This is a genomic window from Bythopirellula polymerisocia (genome assembly GCF_007860015.1).
Classification (GTDB): domain Bacteria; phylum Planctomycetota; class Planctomycetia; order Pirellulales; family Lacipirellulaceae; genus Bythopirellula; species Bythopirellula polymerisocia.
On the sequence record NZ_SJPS01000001.1, the window covers coordinates 1,458,508 to 1,481,808 of the forward strand.

Here is a 23,301-nt window from a genome sequence, read left to right on the forward strand (position 1 = left end):
GGATGTTGTTGTAGAAGAATATTCAGAGAATCAAATGAGCAGTGAAATCGATTCCACATCAATTAAATGGGCTGCACAACTTCAGCATGTGAAAGAAGTAAGCTTGTTGGGCACCGCAGATTACGCCTTCTGGAAAGAATATTTAAAAGAGGAGAATCTGCAACCTGCCGAACACGACGGGAAGGCTCACGTTATGATTATCGCTGCCGATGCGAAATACATGAACATTCGCTTCCGAGAAGTAAGTTTCTCTGTTGAAGTCTTACCGCCGAAAGGGTGCGAAACACAGGACGCAGCTTACCTTGTGCATGCTTATAACTCGAACCGATTCTTTTCATTTTGCGAGCGAACGTTTTTCTCGACTCCCTACGACCACGCAAATGTTGATCTATCGGTAGCCAATGCCGTAGAGATTCAGGTAGCTAAGGAGGGAATTGTCGCTTTTGCAGCCAAGATGAACCAAGACGACCCAGCATTTCGACGAAACCCTAGGTCTTCGGAGGAGGCTGGCTGGAAAGGTTCGATCTACCTGCCCAGTAGAGGGGGAGTGAATCACGGCCCAGGTAAGTTTTTCTATGCTCGGCTGAACGGATACACCAAGACTTATCCATTCCTTCCCGACAAAGATATTGTGACGATGAAACACTTGTCGAATAACAAAACCTTATCGGCACTTTCAGAATCGCACTTTGTTGGCTTGGAGTGGTGTGTCCGCGAGGATGCTCAGCATGAAAAATCCAAGACCTATCGCAGGTGCTTAACATTCTGACTTGGACTAGTAGTCGCAAACATTTCAGAGGTAGTTTGCAAACCCGTTGACACGAGACCAGTTAAACTCAGGATGCACTAGTATTGGCGACCCTTGGATAGGGGCTGCCGGAAACAAAAAATCTAGTCCGCAAACGCGGCATCAAACGCCACATTCGATGGGGCAAAGTCAAGTCGCTTAACAAACTCGCAAGCTTCCCGGGCGCCGTGTTCGCGGTCCATGCGGGCGTCTTCCCATTCGACGCTCAAAGGGCCAGCGTAGTTGACGTCGTTCAGAGCACGGATGATCTCCTCAAAGTTGACGCCGCCACGTCCTGGTGAACGGAAGTCCCAGCCGCGGCGAGAGTCGCCGAAATTTAGATGGCTGGCGAGGATACCACTCTTTCCATTGAGTGTGACGATGGCGTCCTTGATATGGACATGATAGATGCGATCGGGAAATGCGCGGATGAACTCGACGGGATCGACGCCTTGCCAGATGAGATGGCTGGGGTCGAAATTGAAACCGAATTCATCACGGTGGCCAACGGCTTCGAGGGCTCGCTCGGCAGTGTAGATGTCGAAGGCGATCTCGGTGGGATGGACCTCGAGCGCGAATCGCACGCCACATTCGCCGAACACATCAAGGATGGGATTCCACCGCTCGGCAAATTGGGCGAAGCCGGCTTCGATCATCGACTCGGGAACCGGAGGGAACGAATATAAGAATGGCCAGATGCTTGAGCCGGTAAATCCATTGACCACCTCGATGCCAAAGCGTTGGGCAGCGCGGGCAGTGTTCTTGATCTCCTCAGCGGCGCGCTCGTTCACACCAGCGGGTTTGCCGTCGCCCCAGACATGCTCGGGGAGAACCGACTTGTGTCGAGCGTCGATGGTGTCGCATACAGCCTGGCCTACCAAGTGGCAACTGATCGCGTGGCACTGGAGATCGTGCCGGTCGAGTTGCTCGCGCTTGGCGTCGGCGTAGCCGTCGTCGGCGATTGCTTGGGCCACGTCAAAGTGATCGCCCCAACAGGCCAGCTCCAGGCCATCGTAGCCAAACTCACGTGATTTGCGAGCCATGTCGTCGAGTGGCAAATCGGCCCATTGGCCGGTGAAAAGTGTGACGGGGCGCGACATGAAACGAGTCTCCTGTGGAATTGTGAACGGAATAAGCCGAATAGCACGTTAGGCTTCGCCATTTTCGCAAATTTTCGCGGCTTGGCAACCGAGGGGGGCTCAGCCGGGCGTCCGGGGCAGAGAAAGCTATAATTCTGAGAGAGTTTGCTGATTGGGATAAACATCCCTGAACTCCAACCGAATAAAAACGTCGCTAGCCGCGGAGGTTAACAAAAATTGAAAGCCAATTAGGTAAGAAATGGGTCGCGGAAAAACGCGGATTGAACAGATTCGCGCGGATAGAACAAGAAATCAATTTTTCTGATCCGCGTACATCCGCCCCATCTGCGTTCATCCGTGTTCCATTTCTTTCTTGAATTTGCTCTGTTTCATTCTACATGTCTTTGATCACGGTGACACAAAGCCAAATCAATCAAGCATCATGCAATTTACCATCACTATTCTTCGTTACTTTTCTGTGTGTTTCACAGCTTTGACGCTTTTGCTTGCCAATCGAGCGTGTGCAGAAGTTGCGATTGATGTCGAAGTTGCTATGCAAAAGGGTGTGCCGATTACTGCACCGCAGGAATGGGCCAAGCGGTTGGGGAAACTAGGGCTCGCGCGGGTGCAGATTCGCTCCGCCGAGGGCCAGGAACAACCGGAGGCGACACTCAACGAGACCGGGACGCGCGTCTCGGTGTTGGCGGTACTCACCTCGCGTGACGAGCTGATTGTTCCGCAGCACAAGTTTCGCGCCGGCGACGTGGCCAAGCTGCGGGCCTACTTCGAGGGTCTGCCTCACGAGTTGGCAGAAGCTGGAATCGATCGGGGTCCTTTTCGTTTGACTGAACCGGAATTTGGGACGGTGTTTGCCGACCTGGAGAAACCGCTCTCGATTTCGACCAAGGGGAAAGATGCGGCCGCAGTTTTGGCGCACTGTGAGCGCGGGTTTCATCTGCCCGTCAGCCATGATCCCAAAGCGGGGCCGCTGTTGGCCACAGCCCCACAACTTACGATGGAACTTGAAGGGATCTCGACCGGGACAGCGCTGGTGATTGCCCTGCGGAGTGCGGGACTGACGATTCGCCCGGTGAATGAGCCGCCCGGCGACTTACACTTAGTAGTCGCGCCTTACACGCGAAATGCGGAAGTGTGGCCGATAGGGTGGAAGCCGGAGGGGAGTCCGCGCGCATTGTCGCCACAGATGTTTGACGCGCTCAGCATTGAGATTGAGGGCTATACGCTTGCCACAGCTCTGACTGCTTTGGGGCCACGAATGCAAATTCCAGTGGTCATGGATGAATGGATTTTGGATCGTTTGGAAATTCGCCCCACTGAAATTCCAGTGAAATTGGCCAAGAAGAAGACCACGCTCATGAGTGCCGTGGACCGCATGCTGAGTCAGGCTCGACTGGCTGGCGAGATTCGCACCGACGATTCAGGCGCACCTTTTCTGTGGGTTACTCAGTATGGCCCGGATAGTCGGCCCGCGAAGCAGTAGGGGTGCGGAGCGGTCTCTGGCGTGACGTTTCAATCTCCGGACGCTTACGCTTCTGGCCCGCCTTTGCTACGATGTGGGGCTACTTGCCGCTTAACTTAATCACTCCTACCCCACAAAAATCCCTGCCATGGAAAAGACGGTTCCTTTCGATTCCTCAACTCTCGATGGGCTCTTGCAAGAATATCCCACGCCGTTCTATCTCTACGATGAATCCGGAATCCGACAGCGGATGCGTGACTTGGTGCAAGCGTTTAGTTGGAACGAGGGATTTCGCCAGTATTTCGCAGTGAAGGCGACACCGAATCCACGGATTGTTTCCATGCTCCGCGACGAAGGGAGCGGGGCTGACTGTTCCAGCATGGCAGAACTGGTGATCTGTGACCGCATCGGGTTGTCGGGCGAGTCGATCATGTTCACCTCGAATAATACGACTTCCGACGAGTATGCCTATGCACTCCAGATGGGTGCAATCATCAATCTCGATCATCCCAATTTGATCGACACACTGTTGGCCGCAGGCGGGATGCCTGAGACGATTGCTTTTCGCTACAACCCTGGTCCCGAGCGAACCGGCAACGTCATCATTGGCAATCCGCAAGAGGCAAAGTTTGGCTGCACTCGCCAACAACTACTTGCCGGGTACAAGCGCTGTAAGGAACTAGGGGCGACCCATTTTGGCCTGCACACAATGGTGGTCTCCAACGAGCTGGGAGTGCAGTCGCTAGTCGAAACGGCCGAGATGCTGTTCGAGTTGGCGATTCTTATAAAGCATGAACTAGGAATCGAGTTAGAGTTCATCAACCTCGGCGGCGGGATTGGGGTCGGCTATCGGCCCGAGGACACGGAGGTCAATCTGGAAGACTTCGGGGCGCGAGTTCACCATCTTTATGATAACAAGCTCCTCCCAGCGGGCCTCAAGCCGCGTATCTTTATGGAAAATGGCCGCACGATCACGGGGCCGTTTGGATTCCTGATTACTCGAGTGATCAATTGTAAGGAAACTTACAAGAAATACGTGGGAGTCGATGCTTGCATGTCGAACCTCATGCGTCCCGGCATGTACGGCGCCTACCACCACATCACGGTCATGGGCAAAGAGGACCAGGCCCTCACCGAAACGGTCGATGTGGTCGGATCTCTCTGCGAGAACAACGACAAACTGGCGGTCGACCGGGCACTTCCGAAAGTAGAAGTGGGGGACGTGTTGGTGATCCACGACGCTGGAGCACATGGCCACGCGATGGGATTTCAATACAACGGCCGACTGCGTTGTGCGGAACTGCTACTGAAGCCGGATGGTGAAGTCGAACAGATCCGCCGTGCCGAAACACTGGACGACTACTTTGCGACGGTTAAGTTTTAGCTGGGTAACTTTTGGTATTCCTTTTAAAACTTGGTTCGGCCTGTGGCCGGGCCAAGCCTCTGCGAGAAGAATCTCTTCGTTGCGGCGTGTATCTCGACTCTGCGAGAGAATCAACGCTGAAATTGAATCTTCAGAGCTCACGATGAGGAAGGAGTTTTTTCACTTGTCGCGTCTTGGTGAGGAGAAACTACTTGAGTCAATTCAGCACCCAGGAACAAGACGCACATGGCGTAGTAGGCCCAAAGCATGATCGCCAGAAAGGCCCCCAGCACACCGTAAGCACTGTATTTTTTCCCGACAACTATTGCAGATAGGACCAAGCGGCCGACCTCCCACACTAGGGCCGCACACAATCCTCCAGCAATCGCTCCGCGCCAGGTGACTTTCGCTTTGGGCAAAAACCGATAGATACTTGTAAAGACGGCGAAATTCAGTGAGACCGAGACGCCAAGTTGTATGGCCCAGCGAAACCACTCGCTCACCTCTGAATCACCAGCGATACTCAGCATCGTTGACGTAACCATACCGCTCAAGAATACCGCGAGTACGATAATGCCTAGCGCCATCAACATCACGAATGCCCGGGCTCGTTTGAGGAGTATATACTTAGCCGATTGCCAAATGCTTCGTTTCTCGCTATTTACCTTCCAAATGTGATCGAATGCCGTTTCGATTTGTGCAAAGAGGACGATGGCGGTGGCCAAGAGTGTCGCTAGTCCAATGGGTCCCCCGATCGACGCCTTGTCTCGAACTTGTGAGAAGACAGTTTTAACTTGACTGCTCAAACTCGGCGACAATTGCTCCTCGATGGTTGTGAGCAACTCCGCTTCGGCGTCTTGGCCCGACTGGGTCCATTGAAAGAAAAATCCTAGGCCAGACAACAGCACGAGTAGTAATGGGAAAAAGGCGAGTGCCAAGTAATAGGACATCGCTGCAGCCAGCAGTGAGCAGTTGTCGCTAGACCATCCCTTCAAGGCTTTCCGCAGCGTTTCAATCATGACTGTCCTTCTTCTCCGCATGTAGGTTCTCTCACTCTAATCGAACCGAGCTTGCTCATGCTATCAGTGAATTCTTCGATACTGATAAGTCCCTCATGAGCCATGGATACCTACTTTCTTGACTTTTAGGCTTTATTTGGAGGGGGGAATCTCATTTGACTGGCGAAATAGACAGGGCAATTGACCACAAGAAATCCGAAACTAATTGAAATACCATCATTTTCGGTCCAGTTCAGACGCCGGGGGGGCGATGCTAGCTGTACATCCTGGCAATGTGACTGCGCGCCTCATGCGGCGCCCAAATTCTAGCGAGGTCGTGGGAATCTTGCTTTTCTGGATTCTCAGTGCGCTGTTCATCACGCGCTACGAACGGTCTGTATTCGACGGACTTCCACTCCTGCTCTCAGCCATGAATCTCAGCGGATTCGATTCGCTGCTGGTTTCCTGGTCATTGCTTTGTCGCACTTTGTTACTCACATTGCCGCTAGTAACTTGGAACTGCTTCAGTCTGCTTGCCAATGGTCGCAAGTGGCTGCGAGTAGTAGTCTCGGCAGTTCACTTCTGCGTACTTGCCTGGTTGGTGATCAGCGTGAAAACGCTGCGCATCACCGGGGCTAATATTTCGTACTATTTAGACAAAGCTTTACTGCCCAGCAATTGGCAGTGGTGCGACAATTATTCCGCTATCGCCGGTCCGATTGTCCGCGTGCTATTGACGAACATGATCTGCGTGATCGGATTGCACCTTGGGTGTCAGAGGCTACAGCAACTTTACCAAGCCAAATCGCACCGCCCCTTGGATAGAAAGCTACTCACAGGGATTATTGGATTAGCTGGCCTTTTGATTCTAGGAGTCTTTCCAATTCGTGGCTATGTCACCCAGCCTCTATGCTTAGAACAACTCTATGCGTCCATGACTTTGCCCTTGGGGTTGTTTAATCCCGACGATGTCATGCTGCCTACTTCGCTCGCGTTCGGTGGAGGTAAAGACGACGGATTCCTGTCTGCTGGCGAGACTCTACTTGAACTGAGCCAGGTTTCATGTGTGGCAAGTAACACGTCGCTTCCTATTCCGGCCTCACGACCCCATGTCGTCATGATCATTACCGAGAGCTTGCAATTCAATTCTCTCAGTCGCCCCGACCGTCTCCCATTGCTGGGAGCTTGGGCAGAGCAAGGAATCCAGTCTGAGGAGCATTATTGCAATTCCAATTGTTCCCAATTGGGAACCTTTGCCTTGCTCTATGGTCGGTTGCCGTTGGCTTATGAAGCAACTCTCAATGCCCAGGTCGCTCCCACAGCGACATCCCTGTTCAAGTCAATGGGCTATCAGACAAATTTGATTGCCAGTTGCTCGTTTGAGTATGGTCGGATGAATGAGTTCTTTCGTTCGCCCCCCTACGAGCATGTCTCCTTGCATGTCGACGAAGACATGCCCTGGTACTCTCGAGATCAGAAATCGCTTGAGGAGGTGGCAAAACTTCTCAAGACCGCGAAGCAGCCCCAGTTTGTCACGGTCTACTTGATGTCAACGCATTACGGTTATCAATACCCGCCGGAGTACGACGTGCATCCCCCGGCCAACATTCCCGCTCAGGCGGCCTCAAGCAAGACCAAGGAGATCCTCGAGAACCGCTATGCAAAAGCGACTGCGTTTCTGGATCGCGAATTCCAAAGATTCACAGCCAGCCTTGATCTGTCCGATACGATCGTTGTTATCACTGGGGATCATGGCGAATCAATCTACGACGATGGCTTTCTGAGCCATGGGACTAGACTCTCGCAGTATCAAAGTGGCACTCCGCTGGTAATCCGGGGAGCAGGTATCCCGCGATTATGTCTCACAGCTCCTACCGGGCACGTCGATGTACTCCCCACTTTGCTCCATGCGATTCATGGATCCGAGGTCTCTCTACCATCTCTGCATGGTAGAAGTTTGCTCAACGGCAATCGAACTGGTGGTCAATTCCTGGTCCAATCTCACCCAACGAATTGGAAAGTCCAGTACGTCGACAGGGCAGGGCGACTGGGGCTGAAGATTCCCCGGGGCCTGGGCGACTCACAGTTGTTGGGATTCTATAACGCGGAAGGGCAGTTGGATCATACGAATCAGCGACCCTCGGCAGATGCCCCTCTGTGGCGAAACAAGCTTGCTGGTCGCCTGCAGGAATTAAGTCCTCAACATATCGCGCAGCGGATCTTGTTGCACGACCCTACGCAGGGAACTTTGGTTCGGTGAAGTCGAATTAGACCTATGCATCCGCCACAGCTTAGACCATCGGAGTCAAGGTAATGACAGTTACTTGATTGGGCAAAGAACAGTGCGAATCATCTCTGTCCTCGATGCGGAAGTAAGCCTAAGACAACTCCCAGCAAGAGTATTGTGCAAGATGGCTCTGGAACGGCATTCTGTGCCACTGCAAGCGGCGTACCATAGTTAGATTGCCAAAGTCCGAGATCTCCCGAGGGTATCCCATTCGGCGAATTTCCACGCTGCCAAATAAGGAAATCATTTCCGTCGACATCATCATCGAAATCAAAATCGCCATCGCGTGTTGACCCATTTGCTGAAATATTGTCGATCCCTAGTAGTGCGTCAATGATTTCTCCCCTGAATTCCAAGAGGGGATTACTAATAATGCGAGCATGGCTCACTGTGCTGAAGACATCCTCATACGAGTCGGGTCCGCTGAAGACGGTTACTCCCGTTGATGAAAGGTCAAAAGTGATATCCTGCCAACCACTGCCACTTGGCAGGGCAATAGGATCAGAAGTCACATAGTAAGTAAAACTGGTGCCGCCACCCAACACGAACCGCAGATTCAGGTCTGTTTGTCCCAGATTATTTACTGATGCGGCGATGCTTGTTACGCCAGCGGATAGGTAGTCGCCTATCCATTGTGACTCGTTGAACGCGACCAGCCTACTACCGGCACCACCGACACCATTTGACTTCACCTGGAGATAGTTGTCCCCCACCCCACCAGGACCACCATCCGCAATATTGCTAGGGGGATCAGGGCTTGCATTCCCATGTATCCAGCCTTGTGTCGTGCCGTCCTGAAAGTCATCGATCTGTCCTAAGGTAACAGCCCTTGCATTACCAAGAATGAACAGGACAGAAACAGTGCTTAACAAAAAACTTTTGCTGCTGATCATAGTTGCGATAGTCTGATAGAAATTGATTTGCCTTGATCTCCATTATTACTCAAAAGTGGAGATTTGGCGAATCAGAATCAACGGGCGAGAAAACAGCCCTCTGTGACCGCAAAAGCAACCATGCTAGCGCGTTTTCGGACCCATGAGTACAAGCTGGGAGTGCAGCTGAAAAAGTTCCGATTGAAGCGGGTTCAATGCTCGTTGAGTACAAAAGTGGCTCAGCTGAATGTTCAACGAATGCTACATTCCCGCTTTCAATGCTTGTAGATGACGTTCAAAGTGTTCCGCTAGAATTTCTGTGTAGGTGTCGGGATGAGCGGACAAAATTTCACGGAGCTGTTTTCCCATTTCTGGGTGAGTTAGCACCGATCCGAAGGTGCAGTGCAGAATTTGCCGACCGGGAGCGGTGAAGCCTTTCCCTTTGGGAACATCGGACCAGCGCTCTAGATAGGCTTGTTCTAGAGCAATATCGTTTGACAGGTCACAGGCAGGAGCAGCAGACTCCAGAGTTGCCGAGACATGATACGTCGCCTTGTCGGTATCATATCGGTCACGACAGAAATCGACGATTTGCCTGAACAAAGCTTCGTCGTGCCGCAAGACCACCCGCAAGGCTTCCAAGTAGCTGGTGCCGGCGGTTTTTACGTGGAATTGCCCGTTGGTGGCCCGTGCTAAAGGCGCATAGATAGACAGTTTGTCAGAACCCGAGTGAAGACTAAGCTTGTAGGGGCCCAATTGCTCAGCAATCGCAGCATGATCTTTGAGTGACCTCTCTAATGCCGAAATGTCTCCTTTGTAATCCACTCCTTTTTCGAAATCGCCGATGAACCGGGGTGCCAGGCTCACCAGCTTCATGCCATTCTTGAGACACTGGTCGGCCACAATGTAGTGCTCAGGCAAGGTTGTAGGTTGATCCGTCTCATCAACGCTGAGTTCGATTTCGTATTCTCGGCTGGCTGATTCCTGCACCTGACGGATATGATTGGCAAGTCCCACCGCATGGTTGATCGCCGCTCCGTACTTCACAGCACAGCGCAGGCAAGCTAGCTCGTCTAATGTGATTTTCGTGCCAGTGGAGAGGGTCGCTTCTTGATTCAGATAAGTGTCCCACCAGTCTATCGAAGTGCGGACTGAGGCAAATTTCTCCCGGAGCGTGACTTCGTCATAATTGTCGGCCTGTTGGTCAACGTGCTCGGAGGGATCGATGGTGAAAAAAGTAAATCCGGCCGCAGCGGTAACATCAACATCGGCGGTCGTCTTCAAGTGGTCGGCATCCGCGCCGGTAGGTCCAGTCCAACCAGCTTGCTGCATCCCCGTCAGGGCATCGGACATGACTCCTTCGGCAGTGCGACTAGTGCGGGCCATTTCGCGAATCGATTGCTGAGGGAAGATCGGCAAGATTCCCGATCCCGCACGGTTCATTGCTTCCACATGCCCGGGAGTGGCCAAGCCAATTCGATCGCCAAATCCAAAACTGGCAGCGGTTCCCAAGGTCTTACATTTGTGAGTTGTTGTGGCCATGGTTTTCCTTCTATTCTGTAGTATGTTTCAATGAATCGGATTTCGTGCGGGTTAGTTTACGCCGAGCGCCTGAGGCAGTGCCATTGAGAGCGGTGCCCAATAGGTAGTCAGTAGCAAGGCGAAGAGCATGGCTGCAAAAAACGGCAACATGGGTCGCGTTACTTCCGCAATAGTTGTCTTGCCAACTCCACAGCCCACGAACAAACAGGTTCCCACTGGTGGTGTACACAGGCCTATGCACAGATTAACGATCATCATCACGCCAAAATGCACGGGGTGCATCCCCAGTTTGGTAACTACGGGAAGGAAGATCGGCGTGAAGATTAACACGGCAGGGGTCATGTCCATCACTGTGCCAACCAATAGCAGTAAAATATTGATCAGCAATAAGATGACGTAGGGATTATCGGAAAGTGACAACATCGCAGTGCTGACCGCTTGGGGGATATTTTCGTAGGCAAGCACCCAACTGAGCGCCTGGCTCGTGCCGATCAAGAGAAAAATTACTGCCGTGGTGATGCCCGTCTGGAGGCAGATGCGAGGCAAATCGGTCAACTTGATCTCTTGGTAGAATAGGACTCCCAGGACGAAAGCGTATAGCACGGCAATCGCGGCAGCCTCGGTGGGCGAAAAAGCTCCTCCTAAGATGCCCGCCAACACGATCACGATCAACGCCATGCTAGGGAGCGCACCAATTGCGGTGCGGAAGATTTCTCGCCATGTCGCGGCCTCTTCAGCGAGACCCGGCTTATTGCGGCTCACTAGCAGGCAAACCAGCATGATAGCCAATCCCATAGTGATGCCTGGCAGCACCCCGGCGAGAAACATGGCCACCACGGAGACATTCCCACCGGTGACCACGGCGTATACGATCATGATGTTGCTTGGCGGGATGACCAGCCCAGTGGTGGCAGAGGTTGTGGTCACTGCGACGCTGAACCGGCGGTCGTAGCCCTTGCGGGTCATCTCAGGAATCAGCATCCCTCCGACCGACGAGACGGCTGCCGTCGCAGAGCCACTAATTGCGCCAAACATCATGCAGGTCAGCGTGCTGACATAGGATAGTCCACCCCGATATTGGCCTACCAAGGATGAGGCGAAATCAATAAGCCGCCGAGCCATGCCTCCTTCGCCCATGAGGATACCGGCCAGGATAAAAAACGGAATTGCCAGCAAAGGAAAACTTGCAATCCCTGTGCTCAGCCGCTGCGCGATTATGGTGCAAGCGGGCACGGTTCCCAGAGAGACTATAGTTAGCAAGGTGCAAACACCAATCGCAATGGCGACTGGTACATTAATAAGTACCAAGACTACAAAACTGGCTATCAGAATGGCGACCTGAATTTCCATAAAGCGATTCTTGATGCTCAACGGTTAATCGACAGCCGGATCTGTGTCGAGTTTAAGACTCACTCCGTCGTCAATTGCCGTTTCCAGGAACTGCTCAACGCCGTAGATCGACATGAAGAGACCGCTTACGGGCAAGGCCAAGTATACGTATCCCATCTTTAAGTGGAGTGCTGGGGTCACCTGGTTGGCGGCGAGCGTTTCGCTCACCAAGATGAATCCTCCATAGACCATGACAAGTAGCGCGAAAGCGACAACGATGCACTGGGAGACAAGGGCCAACAATTTCTTGACAGCTGGATCGAGTTGCGCCACGAGATAGTCAAAACCCAGGTGCTCACTGCGGCCATACGCCACTGCAGCTCCCAAAAGGGCTACCCACATCAAGAGTAGACGTGCGATTTCTTCAGTCAATTGACTGGGGGAATTAAGTATGAACCGTGTAAAAACACCCCATAAAACGTCGACGACCATCAGCATTACGACAAGGATCACCAGCCATTCCAATAACGTATCCAGAACTCGTTTGAAGCTTAGTAACGTTTGCTTCATGGCAGCTCCCGGATGCGATTCACCAGATCACCCACAGGTGTGCCTTTAAGTTTGTCCACCATCGGCTTGACCTGCTCGGCAAACAAGGATTTATCAGGGTGATCAATTGTTACCCCTTCTTTCTGGACGTCCTCCAGAACTTCCGCAGTCTTCTCCTCCCAAAGTTCGCGTTGGAACTCTGCCGCCTCGTCAGCGGCTTCCTGTACCCATTGCTGCACATGGGGTGGCAGATTCTTCCAAACCGATTCGCTGATGAGCAGAATATCGGGGACGCGGGCATGTTCGTCGAGAGAGAGGTGCTTACACACCTCGAAATGGCGGTTCGAGTAGAAGCTGGGGGGATTATTTTCGGCCCCGTCCACCATGCCTTGCTGTAAGCCCGTATAAAGCTCGCCAAAACTCATCGGAGTGGGCGAGCCTCCCAGAGCTTCGACCAATTCCATCGCGGTTTGGCTTTCTTGGACACGAATCTTTAAACCCTTCAAGTCGTCTGGCTTGAGGATAGGCTTGTTTACTGTGTAGAAGCTGCGTGCCCCTGCATCAAGATAACAGAGTCCACGCAGTCCGACTTCGCTCCCTTTCTGCAGCAGTTCCTTGCCGATCTCACCGGTATAGACTCGCCAGGCGTGTTCGTCATCACGAAAGAGATAGGGGACGCCAAAGATGGAGAACTCAGGCAGGAAACTTTCTAGCGGGGCCGTGGAAGTCTTGGTCATGGCGAGAGCACCTCGTTGGAGTTGCTCGATGCACTCTGTCTCGGAACCTAGTTGGCCATTGGGAAAGATTTGCAGTTCGACGGTCCCCGCCGATTTCTGCTGGAGTCGCTCCGCCATATGTTCTAGCGCAAGGTGGACCGGGTGCTGCTGATCAAGAGAGTGGCCCAACTTGAGGACTAGACCAGAACCGCCATTCTGGGGGTCTGAATTGAAGTGGCGTACGCACAGGGCGAATACTCCAGTCGATAACAGTACTCCCAGCAAGAATCCAGCCAAGAGATATGATTTGTTCTTACCCAGCACGCGAGCTACTTCCGAATTGTGAATACTTTTATCGCTCAATCATCGACTAAACCAAGTTATTTAGAATATCCGCTCTGTGCGAGGAATCAAGGTCCGGCGGCGATACAAGTTGATTAGGCACCTTGGTAGTGTGGCCAGCAACTAAACACAAAAATAGGGCCTCGATGAACAGCCCCGTTCACCGAGACCCCATGGGAAGTGATCCTTACGGTTCACTTCGGAGGGAGACAACAATCTAAATCAATCGCTTACCCCTGGGTCGAGCGACGTCGCAAACCGATCAGCGACAACGCTGCAGCACTCATTAGTAGTAGCGAACCAGGTTCTGGCACTGCTCCAACATTGGCCGTGAGCGGCGGCATACCGTAATTGTTTTGCCATTCCGTCAAACTGCCGACACCTGGATTGCGCTGCCAGACGAGGAAGTCGTGACCATCTACGTCGCCATCCATGTCGAAATCGCCGGCCAAGCCGACGGCCTCTGAGCCGAGGCCGATGAGTACAACGTCCGTTCCGTTACCAGCTCCGAGAATAGTACCCACATCGCTGATGTCGGCGTCATTCCACGAGATATCCCCCGTATAGCTGATGGTCCAGTCATAGCGGATTCCTCCAAAGCTGGCTGAAACCGTATCTCCCTCGAAATAATTAGTGGAAGCATCAGCGCTAGAAAAGACTTGGTCGTTCAATGTATCCCCGTTCAGATCACCAGTGCCCTGGATTGATCCAGAGAAGATTCCTCCGAAGTCGACGTCGAACAGCCCTATGTCATTGGGTACACATGCTGCCCCTGTGCAAGCCGCTTCGCTGAGAACCAATTCCAATCGCGAGGAACGTGTTCCACCAGTAGCAGCATCGAATCCATTGTTGATGGACAGATTATGGGGAACTTGGAAAGGTCGAGTTTGTCCATTCTCGTAGTGAAACTCGAAGATACCGACTCCCCGAGTTACTCCATCAGGATCTCGAATAGTGGTACCTCCGTCGGTCGCGACAGCGACACCAGCATAGGAAGCAACTGCTACATCAAATGACCGAACATATCCACCTGAATTGGGATTATGAACAATAAAGCGTGCTATACCACTCGCACCCGTCGCCTCACCCGTGGTGCCGTTAGTCGAGTTACTACCATGAGACATGCGTAAACCGGGTCCGCCCGTTGCACCAATATCTAAAGTCCCCCCCCGATAGTCGTAGGTGCCGTTGCCAATTCCTGCATTAGAGGTATCCGCACCGGCCAGATCAAATTCGTCGTTGGGGATTGAGAAAACCCCACTCAACTGATTGATTCGACCAGTCGTAGCTACACCGTCTACACCACTCGAACGACCGATAACTATACCGTCAATGAAGTTGATATCTCCTTTGATCGTCAGCAAATTTGAGAATGTCGTATTTCGCGAGATATACATATTATCGAAAATTTGTGGACCGTAGCCACCACTGGGGTAAGTCATCCCCTGCGCTGCCGCAAAAAAGGGATCGTTCGCGGGATCGTAGACAACTCCTTCGCCAAGGTCACCGGTAAAAGTGCCTATATTGATTTGGAGGTCCCCAACAGCATTCGCTGCGTCATTGTTCGGCGGGAGCACTTCTTTAGACCAATTTACGGGATCGAACCACCACTGACTACTTCCTCCCGCGTCCCAGGTGTTCGCAGCCTGAGTTGGAGACGCAATTAACCACAGTCCGCAAAGCGTTGCACCAAGCACCGCTCCGAGTGCCACGATGTGACGACTTTGAACCAAAAAGTTCCGCGATAAGAATTGTAACGATTTCATCAAAAATACTCCCAGGGTGATTGTTCACTTTCTCGAAAGGGCGCTAACAGGTGTGTCCTTCAAGAAAGCGATCGACTGTGTTTTACATCTTGTTGTAAAAAAGTTGGAAACAAAAAAAGAAGATAAGCCAGAACTCCTACTTGGGGATGTTAATCCTCGATCATGGTGGGTCGGTTGTGATATCAAAAACTTTGCTCTCTCCCGCAACTACGTCAATAGACAACCCGGATGTATTCGGGTCAGTATATTTCTTCGCAATTGTGCGTTTCATTTTCCCTTCTTCTACGCCACGGTCTTCGATGAGATAAACAGAGTAGGTTCCAGGTGGAATTCCTCTTGCTTCACTCCCCAACGTAATCTCGTAAGATCCATCCGTATCAGTGGATGCATAGGCGGTCTTGTCGCCATCCGAAGAGACCGCGATTACTCTCGCAAGTGCTAAAGGTGATCCATCGGCTCGAATGACGTGTCCGGTAACAACACTACGATCAGAAGAACCACATCCTCCACAAGAAGCAGTAAGAATGGCCGCTACCATGCCAACAATACAATGTAATAAGTGGCTTCTGGAACTAAACATTCTTTACAATAACTCTCAAACAAATAACGAAAAGCAGCTCTTATGAAATAGGACTATCGAAGGCCAACGATATTTAGAATCCAATGTTACAATCCGATGCAGAACCATTGATATCGACAACCTCACCGCCATCGCGTGTGGCCATTCGATCCAACATGTTTAAATCGGTGTCTCGCGAGATCGATTGTACACTGGCGTCACACATGCCAAATACGACAACGCCAGGGTGATTACTGCCGAATCCACTGTCACCCCCTTCGTCTCGATTGCGATCACAACGCTGGCAAAAAGGCGCCCGATTTCCGATAGGTGAGTAAGAGGAATGATCTCCATTGAAGGCATGTACAGTTTCCGAGCGATTCTTCCCTACCTCACCTGCGAGCAAGGTGTTGCTTGTGCCGTCGGTGATGTTTTTCAACCCGGTTGCCCCCCGCCATCCCAACACTCTGTCGCCTGATTTAATCAGACCCGTATTTCTGTTGATCTGTGGTACCGGGCCATCGACTAAGTGCGCCGTGCCGGAATCAAAGCCGTTAAAGCTATCCCACGTCCTCCGATTCCCAGCATCATCATACAAAGGACAAGTGGACCCCGAGACAGGTTGGTAGTCGGAAATCGAACCGTAGTACCCCACGGGAGTGCCAGGGACTTCGGGATCACTTCGAGGATGACTTCCCCCATCACCAGGGAGCAGAGGAACGACTATTACACGTGCTTCATGCGACTGAGAAGGGCAATAGAATGCGTCGATAGTAGCGGTGCGGGCAGCATACGACTGATCATAAAAACAACCGTGGTTTCCCCTTTGCTTGTCCCAAAGCCCTCGGACTTGGGACTGTTCCATAAAGTCCAAGATCAAAGCCATGAATGTCAGATTGCCATCGGCCACTCGCATGGGAGGAAGTTCATTGCGTGTGTTGTGATAATTCTGAACTGCAAGGCCCACCTGCTTCATGTTGTTCACGCACTGGGTACGACGTGCGGCTTCGCGGGCCGCTTGGACTGCGGGCAGTAACAAAGCGACCAACACGCCTATGATCGCTATCACCACCAACAATTCCACCAACGTAAAACCAGTCGATCTCTTATCTTTGGTTTGCATGATTATCGAAACATCCTTTTCTGAATAAAAACTTTGTGTTGAAAGTGAATCTGGCAGATGTGCGCTTATCTCGAAAACGAATGGTTGAATACATTAAAGAGCAAATTAGTTGTCCAAGCATTCTTGAAGGCGCTTGTGAATTCCAATTTCGCCCGATCCCAACGATTGAACTAGTTGTCCGTGTTTGATACGCGCCTCAACACTCAAAGAAAAAAAACAAAAAAACGAGTGTCGCGATGATTTGAAAAGTAACGCCAACCGAGGGCGACAGGTATATCTCTTCAGCCGGCCATTGCAACACCCCTCGCTCACCTACATTCATTATAGAAGCGAGTTGCTCTGCCCATAGTCAGTCTTTTTGCAAATTGTAATCCAGGGACTGCATCTCTAGCAAAGCGAGATGCCAGTTGCCGAATTGCGTTTAGCTACTCACTCAACGGCAAGTGGTTAGACTCTCAGAGTGCAGTTTTGATCAGCATGGCATGGAGTTCATTATTACAGCAAATGGGGAAACCATTTGGCCTGCTGTAGAAACGATCAAATAAAATCCTGATTTTATTAAAATAGGCCGTAACACTGGCTAAAATCAGGCTTATATACTGTGGGTGGAGTGCCCACACGGCACTGTGTGTGCTGGATGCCAGGCTAGTCTCGAACAGGAATTCTTCGTGAGCAATAGCGACGCAAACACGGAAAGATTTGTGGAATTGCTGGGCGCGCATGAGAGGGAATTAATTGCGTATGTATATGCCTTGACCATGAATTGGAACGATGCCCAGGAGATCATGCAGCGTGTGCGCATCCGATTGTGGCAGCAGTTCGATTCTTATGACGAAGCGAAGCCATTTGGTGCGTGGGCAAGGGCAGTGAGCTATTACCTTGTCCTGGCGTTTCGCAAAGAGAAATCTCGGCAAAGAGAATACTTTGCTGAGGCGGTCTTGGAGCTTGTAAGTGAGACATACGAACGAGGGGTTGATCAAGCTGTGCAACGCCGTGAGGCTCTGATGAAGTGCCTGGACAAGCTGTCGGCTGAACAGCGGGGTGTAGTCGACAGGTGTTATGCCAATAATGAAAAGATTGTGGATGTAGCTCAGCAAATGGGGATAACTTCGGGCGCTTTGCGGCAGTCACTTTTTCGGATTCGGAAGTCCTTGCAAGATTGTGTGCAAAGATTCGCCCGCAGTAGTTGATCAATTCTGAGAGGGAATAGAGGACATGATAGACAATTCTTCTAATCAAATTGCTTTGAAAGAAGCCCTGCAGGTAGTTCGCATGCTCAAGTCTCGCTCTGCAGTCGATTTCGTTTGGGAGCAAGTCGAAAAGGTCCTGCTTTCTGAAGAAGTCTCAAGCAAATCAGTGGCAGCGGCCGAATCGCGTTCGCAAGAGAGTTTCGATGGACCTCGTCGAGATTCTTGCTGCTGCTCTCACAGTGAATCTTTGGATGGACATTCGTTGGTCCGCTATGACGATGATCGACTTCAGAAGGCCTTGTGTTTTATCCACCAACATTTGGATGAATCCATTGGTGTTCAAGAGATTACCAGGGAAATATGTGTATCTCGGCGGTGGTTAGAATATGCTTTCCGTGCCGCGTTTGGTATTACGCCATTTCAGTATGTGCGTTGTGTCCGGCTGGAGTTGGCGCGACTGCAGTTGATAAGTGAGCCGCAATACAAGGTTCATCAGATCGCGTTGAACTTGGGCTTCACCTCCGCGAGGCAGTTTGCGATGACTTTTCGGCAGCATTTTGGGTATAGTCCCAGTGTCTGGCGGAACCAAAATGCGGATGATTGCGCTGCGTCATTTGGGTCGCTTGCTGAAGCATGTTGAGCAACAATTCGGAGTTGAAATTCCAAGTTTGGGCTACTTGAGTCATTTGGGCAGAAAAGAATGGCGATATCGACGATCGATAGTTCGCTTGGCAGTTGATAGATAGGATATCAAGTGGAAGACATGACGGAAAATGAATTGTCAATTGAGATTCTCTCCTTGAGCTTGCGATGCCAGCAGGGCGTTGCGAGCGAGGAAGACCGCGCGCGGCTTGAGTATCTGTTGCGTGAATCGGAAGAGGCGAGATTGGTTTATTCAGGGGTTGCTTTGGATACGGTCACGCTTGCCGAAGTCGCTAATAAGAACTCGCTTGTACTTCCGAATGAGAACCCGACGGATGATGAAATTGGAACGCTCGCTCCTGCTGGCATGGAAACAGAATTGCGGCCGGTGCGAAAAGGTTCCTGGCAATTCTTGTTAGCCTTGGCCGCATTGGTACTTATCGCGAGCTGGTCTGTGGCGATGTTTCAAACGAAAGAGACTGTCACTGTGGCTGATCGGCAGGCACGCCCGCTCGCGCGAATCGTCCACCTGGAAGACGTGCAGTGGAACTCGGGTGCAGTCGAGTTCGCCGAATGGTCGGCAGTGAATTCAGGAGACTCTTTGCAAATTGAATCGGGAATGTTGGAGCTCGTGGTGGATGATGTTATTCAGGTCGTTATCCAAGGCCCTGCGAATTTTGAACTAGTTTCGGCAGAGAAAGCGTTAGCCCATTCGGGGAAACTTGTGGCTCGAATTGGGGAAGAGGGGATTGGATTTGAAATCGAAACACCCCATGCCCATGTCGTTGATCAGGGGACTGCCTTTAGCATTTCGGTTTCGCCCGAAGCACAGACGGATGTCGTCGTCTACGAAGGAATCGTGGATTTGTCGGCTCGTGACGATAGCCTACCTGACTCTAGCCAGCCACCCATCTTTCGTAGACTGCAATCTGGTGAGGGAATGCGAGTCGATTCCCAGGGTGAACTCAATCGTATCACCTCGGTCGGACCCCGTGATTTCCTGCCACCCTTGCGATTAGGGAGAGAAGCCGTTCGGCCCTCGCGATTGATCGCGTCTGTCACCGATAATGTTTCCTCTCTGGAAACATCGAAATACTATCGCATCGTGGGCGAAGGTTTTGCTGAAGATTGCGTAAGCTACGTCGACCGCTTGCATCAATGGAACGGTATCGATGGTCGCGGCATACCAGGTTTTCTCCACGGAGCTGATTATGTGATGACTTTCAATGATGACAAGGTGCTCGACGATCTACAGATAGCCATCGAGGTGACTCAGCCAGTAGCAATGTACGTACTCTGGGATGATCGAATTGAAGTTCCAGAGTGGCTTAGCAAGGACTTTCTCGATACAGGCTGGGACATCGGCCTGGATGAAGGTTACAACGATCGGGTCCCTGATGTGTCGCGGAAAACGGAGCTCGGCGCGGGCAAAAGTGTTGATTTTGTATTTTCTATATGGAAACAAGAGGTTCGGCATGCTTCGACGGTCCTGCTAGGTTCCGTGCAACAAGCTCGGATTGACGAGGCACCTCGTGAAGTATCGCAGAGCATGTACAGCATAGTTGTAGCTCCTCTGCGAGGTTTTAGAGGCAACAAGGCTAATTAGCGTTGGAGAGCTCGGCAACTCCAGGTGAGTGTTGCGTTATTGAGGCTGGTTTTGCAAGAAATATAACTATCTGGCCTTGTAGTTGCTGATTACTGTGAAGTTAGGAACATTGATAGACTTTTCAATTTTTCGTGTTTAACAGTTCTTGTTTTTTTATTGTGGGTGCTTGTTTAGGTAACTCATCTATTGTTTTGCTACTTTTGCAATTGGAGGAAGTTCTAATGAGGTTTGAGAGAAGTCTGAAGAAATTAGCCGAGCGTCTCTTCGCTGGCTCTTTGGTTTGCTGTGTTGCTAGTATGGCTACAGCAGGAATCGTTGTAAACGACACATGGCGGGACGGCACTGACAGTGACCCAGCCGTTCCAACTTATTCCGAGAACGGAGTCGACAGCGATCTCGATGGTGATATCGAATCAATGTGGTTCGATGGTGGAACTACCGTCCTGGATCCCACTGGCCCAGGCGGACCTTTGAGAGGGACCGTGAGTACATCCAGTGCCAGTTGGACTTCCTATTTCACTCCGGAAGGAAGTGAAGTCGAGCTTGCCAATCCAGGCGACTCGTTGAAATTGACATGGGCCTTTTCTATGGACGCCATTAACGCCTCGAATACAAGTCAAAACTTAAGAGTTGCGTTGGTCGATAGCCCAGCTAGTGCACGACTGGTCGCTAGTGGTGCGCCCGGTTCTGACGCCTACTCGGGTTATGGAATGTTCATCAACATGGGACAGACACTTGGCCGTGACTCTGCTTTTCGTCTTATGGAAAGATCAGGGGCAAGTGGCAATATTTTGAGCTCTTCAGGCGACTGGGCGACAGTTGCTGATGCACCTGGCATTTCGACTGGAAACGCCGGATATACTGATGGAACAACTTACACCCTTGAAATGATGATTACACGAACAGCAGCTGGCCTGCTTGATGTTACATCCACAATGACGGGTGCCGGACTGAACGGAACTGGTAGTGTCTCAGTCAGCGCCGCTGGACTCGCGCCAAACAATGGTAGTTTTAAGTTTGACACGTTCAGCCTGAGGCCTTCGAATGCGGTTACGACCGCGGCTGTTTTCGACACTAGCCTTTTCAAGGTGGAACACTGTTCTATTCCAGAACCTGCGTCACTAGTTCTGTTAGGGCTGAGTGCAATGGCGATGGGCTGCCGTCGGCAACGCTAATCTTTAATCCTTGTAAGAATTGAAAACCCGGCGGTGCTCCTCATTGACAAAGGGGCACCGCCTTTTATTTAGCTCGAAATATTTGACCAACAATCACAATGCCATTTCTTAGAAACCACAATTGTCTGCATAGCCGATCTCTCTCAGGCAGTTCTTAGCGGCAGGCATTGGTACTGAGTGGAAAGTCATTCACGTAATTGGAATAGTATTTCTCACATATGCGTAAATTACAGCAATGAGCAACTGAATCGCCCCTATTTACGGAACAATGAGGCAGGATGAGAAAGAGAATAACTAGTAGTGCAATGGCGATTTTCTGCGCCATTGCTTTGGACATTGCTTTCGCAGGCGCGGCGGAGTTCTTCATCGCTCCAGGGGGGAGTAACGGCAATCCCGGATCATTGGGAAACCCCTGGGGTACTTTCGACTATGCGATCGACAACATTAATCCAGGTGATACGCTATTCGTTCGTGGCGGCACGTACAATCTAAATTCACGAATACAAATCCGTAGCGATGAAGGGGGCACCCTAGCTAGTCCCATTAACATATGGTCTTATCCGGGTGAATCTCCAATCTTGGATTTTGATTCGATGTCTAATGGTTTGTGGGGCCAATCAAGTGGCCGGGGAATTCAACTTGACGATGGAGCTGACTATGTCAGCCTGAAAGGGCTCACGATTCAGAACGCACGGGATAATGGCATTTGGAGTGGCGCCAATTATGGAACATTCGAACAAATAGTCACTCGCTGGAACGGCGACTCCGGCATGCAACTTAGCGGATTCGCTGCCCATAATCAGATTATTAATACGGACTCTTATGAGAACTATGACCCGTCGGCCAACGGCGAGAACGCTGATGGTTTTGCCATCAAATTCAACGACTTGGGACCTGGTAACACAGTGCGAGGTAGCCGGGCCTGGGGCAATTCCGACGATGGCTGGGACATGTGGGGAAGCAACGGCGGAGCCCTGGTCGAAGACTCTTGGTCGTTTGACAACGGAAAATTGTTGCCACAGTTCTTTGCTAAGGATGCACTCGAAGCAAACAATCTTACAGCAGGCAATTTCGCCGGAGACGCAACCGGCTTTAAGCTCGGACAGGATGGTGGTGCCCATGTTCTGAACCGTGTTCTAGCATGGGAGAACAACAATGGCATCGACATCAACGGCAACGGCACAGGTGTGATCGTCAATAATTCGGTTGGATTCAATAACAATCGAAATTGGTATTTCGACGAGACCTCCGCCGAAACGCAAAACCTACACGTTTTAAAAAACAACATCTCCTATGATGGCAACAGCAGCGATGTTTTTCTTTCAGGAGTGATCCACTCATTTAATACGTGGAACGGTATCTCCGTGAACGCTGCAGATTTTTTGTCGCTCGACGACACGCTAGCTCGCGGACCGCGCAATCCAGATGGGAGCTTGCCGATTAGCGATTTCCTGAGACTCGTCTCCACCAGCAACCTAATTGATGCGGGGACCGACGTTGGCCTGGCATTTAACGGTTTGGCGCCCGATTTAGGAGCATTTGAAACAGCACCAATTACTTATGCCGCGGGGGATTTCAACGAAGATAGCAGCGTTGATGTCGATGACCTTATTAGTTGGCAAGCCGGCTATGGCACGCTAAGTGGGGCTACTCACCTGCAAGGTGACGCCGACGAAGATGGCGATGTCGATGGCATTGATTTTCTTGCGTGGCAACGTGGGTATTCTCCCGCAATGCCTCTTTTATCAACTACGATCGAAGTACCAGAGCCTCACACAGTTTTACTATTATTCTTGACGACGTTCGCATTAGGCTTCCAACGTCCCCTTGGTTTAACATTTCACAGCGGAGAGGCAAGGTAGGCCGTTCACCGCCACGAAACTTATTCATTTATTT

19 protein-coding genes are annotated in these 23,301 nt (G+C 51.3%); 9 read left to right on the forward strand and 10 right to left on the reverse strand.

Going from position 1 to position 23,301, the window contains the following annotated elements:
- The first annotated feature begins 34 nt into the window (after positions 1 to 34).
- Positions 35 to 769 (forward strand): hypothetical protein, encoded by a 735-nt coding sequence (locus Pla144_RS05835; protein WP_146448708.1) that lies wholly within the window; start codon positions 35 to 37, stop codon positions 767 to 769.
- Positions 770 to 891: 122 nt separating this feature from the next.
- Here the strand turns inward: Pla144_RS05835 and Pla144_RS05840 are convergent, their stop codons facing one another.
- The gene (locus Pla144_RS05840) at positions 892 to 1,887 is read right to left on the reverse strand and encodes a sugar phosphate isomerase/epimerase family protein (RefSeq protein WP_146448710.1); all 996 of its coding nucleotides are present in this window, start codon (positions 1,885 to 1,887) and stop codon (positions 892 to 894) included.
- A gap of 421 nt (positions 1,888 to 2,308) precedes the next feature.
- Between Pla144_RS05840 and Pla144_RS05845 the strand changes: the two genes are divergently transcribed.
- Together Pla144_RS05845 and lysA are read left to right on the forward strand one after the other, a co-directional pair.
- A complete protein-coding gene (locus Pla144_RS05845; RefSeq protein ID WP_146448712.1) occupies positions 2,309 to 3,367 on the forward strand; it encodes a hypothetical protein in 1,059 nt (352 codons plus the stop codon).
- A 127-nt stretch (positions 3,368 to 3,494) separates the two neighbouring features.
- Positions 3,495 to 4,730 carry a diaminopimelate decarboxylase gene (gene lysA / locus Pla144_RS05850; RefSeq protein ID WP_146448714.1) on the forward strand — a complete coding sequence of 412 codons (1,236 nt, stop codon included), beginning with the start codon at positions 3,495 to 3,497 and terminating at the stop codon, positions 4,728 to 4,730.
- Positions 4,731 to 4,867: 137 nt separating this feature from the next.
- Here the strand turns inward: lysA and Pla144_RS05855 are convergent, their stop codons facing one another.
- Positions 4,868 to 5,728, reverse strand: a complete 861-nt coding sequence (locus tag Pla144_RS05855) for a YihY/virulence factor BrkB family protein (protein WP_197530406.1) — start codon at positions 5,726 to 5,728, stop codon at positions 4,868 to 4,870.
- A gap of 289 nt (positions 5,729 to 6,017) precedes the next feature.
- Here Pla144_RS05855 and Pla144_RS05860 point away from each other — a divergent pair, with 289 nt between their 5' ends.
- Complete coding sequence (locus tag Pla144_RS05860) at positions 6,018 to 7,967, forward strand: sulfatase-like hydrolase/transferase (protein ID WP_197530407.1); 1,950 nt, start codon at positions 6,018 to 6,020, stop codon at positions 7,965 to 7,967.
- Between the two features lie 89 nt (positions 7,968 to 8,056).
- Here Pla144_RS05860 and Pla144_RS05865 read toward each other — a convergent pair whose 3' ends face one another.
- The 8 genes from Pla144_RS05865 to Pla144_RS05900 all read right to left on the reverse strand — a co-directional run bounded on the left by Pla144_RS05865 (position 8,057) and on the right by Pla144_RS05900 (position 16,792).
- Positions 8,057 to 8,866 (reverse strand): hypothetical protein, encoded by an 810-nt coding sequence (locus Pla144_RS05865; protein ID WP_146448720.1) that lies wholly within the window; start codon positions 8,864 to 8,866, stop codon positions 8,057 to 8,059.
- Between the two features lie 261 nt (positions 8,867 to 9,127).
- Positions 9,128 to 10,408: a tagaturonate epimerase family protein gene (locus Pla144_RS05870; protein WP_146448723.1), complete on the reverse strand. Its 1,281-nt coding sequence runs from the start codon at positions 10,406 to 10,408 to the stop codon at positions 9,128 to 9,130.
- 51 nt (positions 10,409 to 10,459) lie between these two features.
- Positions 10,460 to 11,758, reverse strand: a complete 1,299-nt coding sequence (locus Pla144_RS05875) for a TRAP transporter large permease (protein WP_146448738.1) — start codon at positions 11,756 to 11,758, stop codon at positions 10,460 to 10,462.
- A 24-nt stretch (positions 11,759 to 11,782) separates the two neighbouring features.
- Entirely contained in the window at positions 11,783 to 12,307 is a 525-nt protein-coding gene (locus tag Pla144_RS05880; RefSeq protein ID WP_146448740.1) for a TRAP transporter small permease, read from the reverse strand.
- Entirely contained in the window at positions 12,304 to 13,365 is a 1,062-nt protein-coding gene (locus Pla144_RS05885; protein WP_231936189.1) for a TRAP transporter substrate-binding protein, read from the reverse strand. The genes Pla144_RS05880 and Pla144_RS05885 overlap by 4 nt, the downstream gene beginning before the upstream one ends.
- A gap of 209 nt (positions 13,366 to 13,574) precedes the next feature.
- A complete protein-coding gene (locus tag Pla144_RS05890; protein ID WP_146448742.1) occupies positions 13,575 to 15,110 on the reverse strand; it encodes a PEP-CTERM sorting domain-containing protein in 1,536 nt (511 codons plus the stop codon).
- Positions 15,111 to 15,270: 160 nt separating this feature from the next.
- Positions 15,271 to 15,648, reverse strand: a complete 378-nt coding sequence (locus tag Pla144_RS05895; protein ID WP_197530408.1) for a carboxypeptidase-like regulatory domain-containing protein — start codon at positions 15,646 to 15,648, stop codon at positions 15,271 to 15,273.
- A 115-nt stretch (positions 15,649 to 15,763) separates the two neighbouring features.
- Complete coding sequence (locus tag Pla144_RS05900) at positions 15,764 to 16,792, reverse strand: DUF1559 domain-containing protein (protein ID WP_146448746.1); 1,029 nt, start codon at positions 16,790 to 16,792, stop codon at positions 15,764 to 15,766.
- A 668-nt stretch (positions 16,793 to 17,460) separates the two neighbouring features.
- On the opposite strand from Pla144_RS05900, the gene Pla144_RS05905 reads away from it, so the two are divergent.
- From Pla144_RS05905 to Pla144_RS05925, 5 genes are all read left to right on the forward strand, one after another.
- Positions 17,461 to 17,982 (forward strand): sigma-70 family RNA polymerase sigma factor, encoded by a 522-nt coding sequence (locus tag Pla144_RS05905; RefSeq protein WP_197530409.1) that lies wholly within the window; start codon positions 17,461 to 17,463, stop codon positions 17,980 to 17,982.
- 25 nt (positions 17,983 to 18,007) lie between these two features.
- Entirely contained in the window at positions 18,008 to 18,622 is a 615-nt protein-coding gene (locus Pla144_RS05910; RefSeq protein ID WP_146448750.1) for a helix-turn-helix domain-containing protein, read from the forward strand.
- Between the two features lie 114 nt (positions 18,623 to 18,736).
- Positions 18,737 to 20,230 carry a hypothetical protein gene (locus Pla144_RS05915; RefSeq protein ID WP_146448752.1) on the forward strand — a complete coding sequence of 498 codons (1,494 nt, stop codon included), beginning with the start codon at positions 18,737 to 18,739 and terminating at the stop codon, positions 20,228 to 20,230.
- Between the two features lie 221 nt (positions 20,231 to 20,451).
- Positions 20,452 to 21,405: a PEP-CTERM sorting domain-containing protein gene (locus tag Pla144_RS05920; protein ID WP_146448754.1), complete on the forward strand. Its 954-nt coding sequence runs from the start codon at positions 20,452 to 20,454 to the stop codon at positions 21,403 to 21,405.
- A 278-nt stretch (positions 21,406 to 21,683) separates the two neighbouring features.
- Positions 21,684 to 23,267: a right-handed parallel beta-helix repeat-containing protein gene (locus Pla144_RS05925; protein WP_146448756.1), complete on the forward strand. Its 1,584-nt coding sequence runs from the start codon at positions 21,684 to 21,686 to the stop codon at positions 23,265 to 23,267.
- Positions 23,268 to 23,301: the final 34 nt, after the last annotated feature.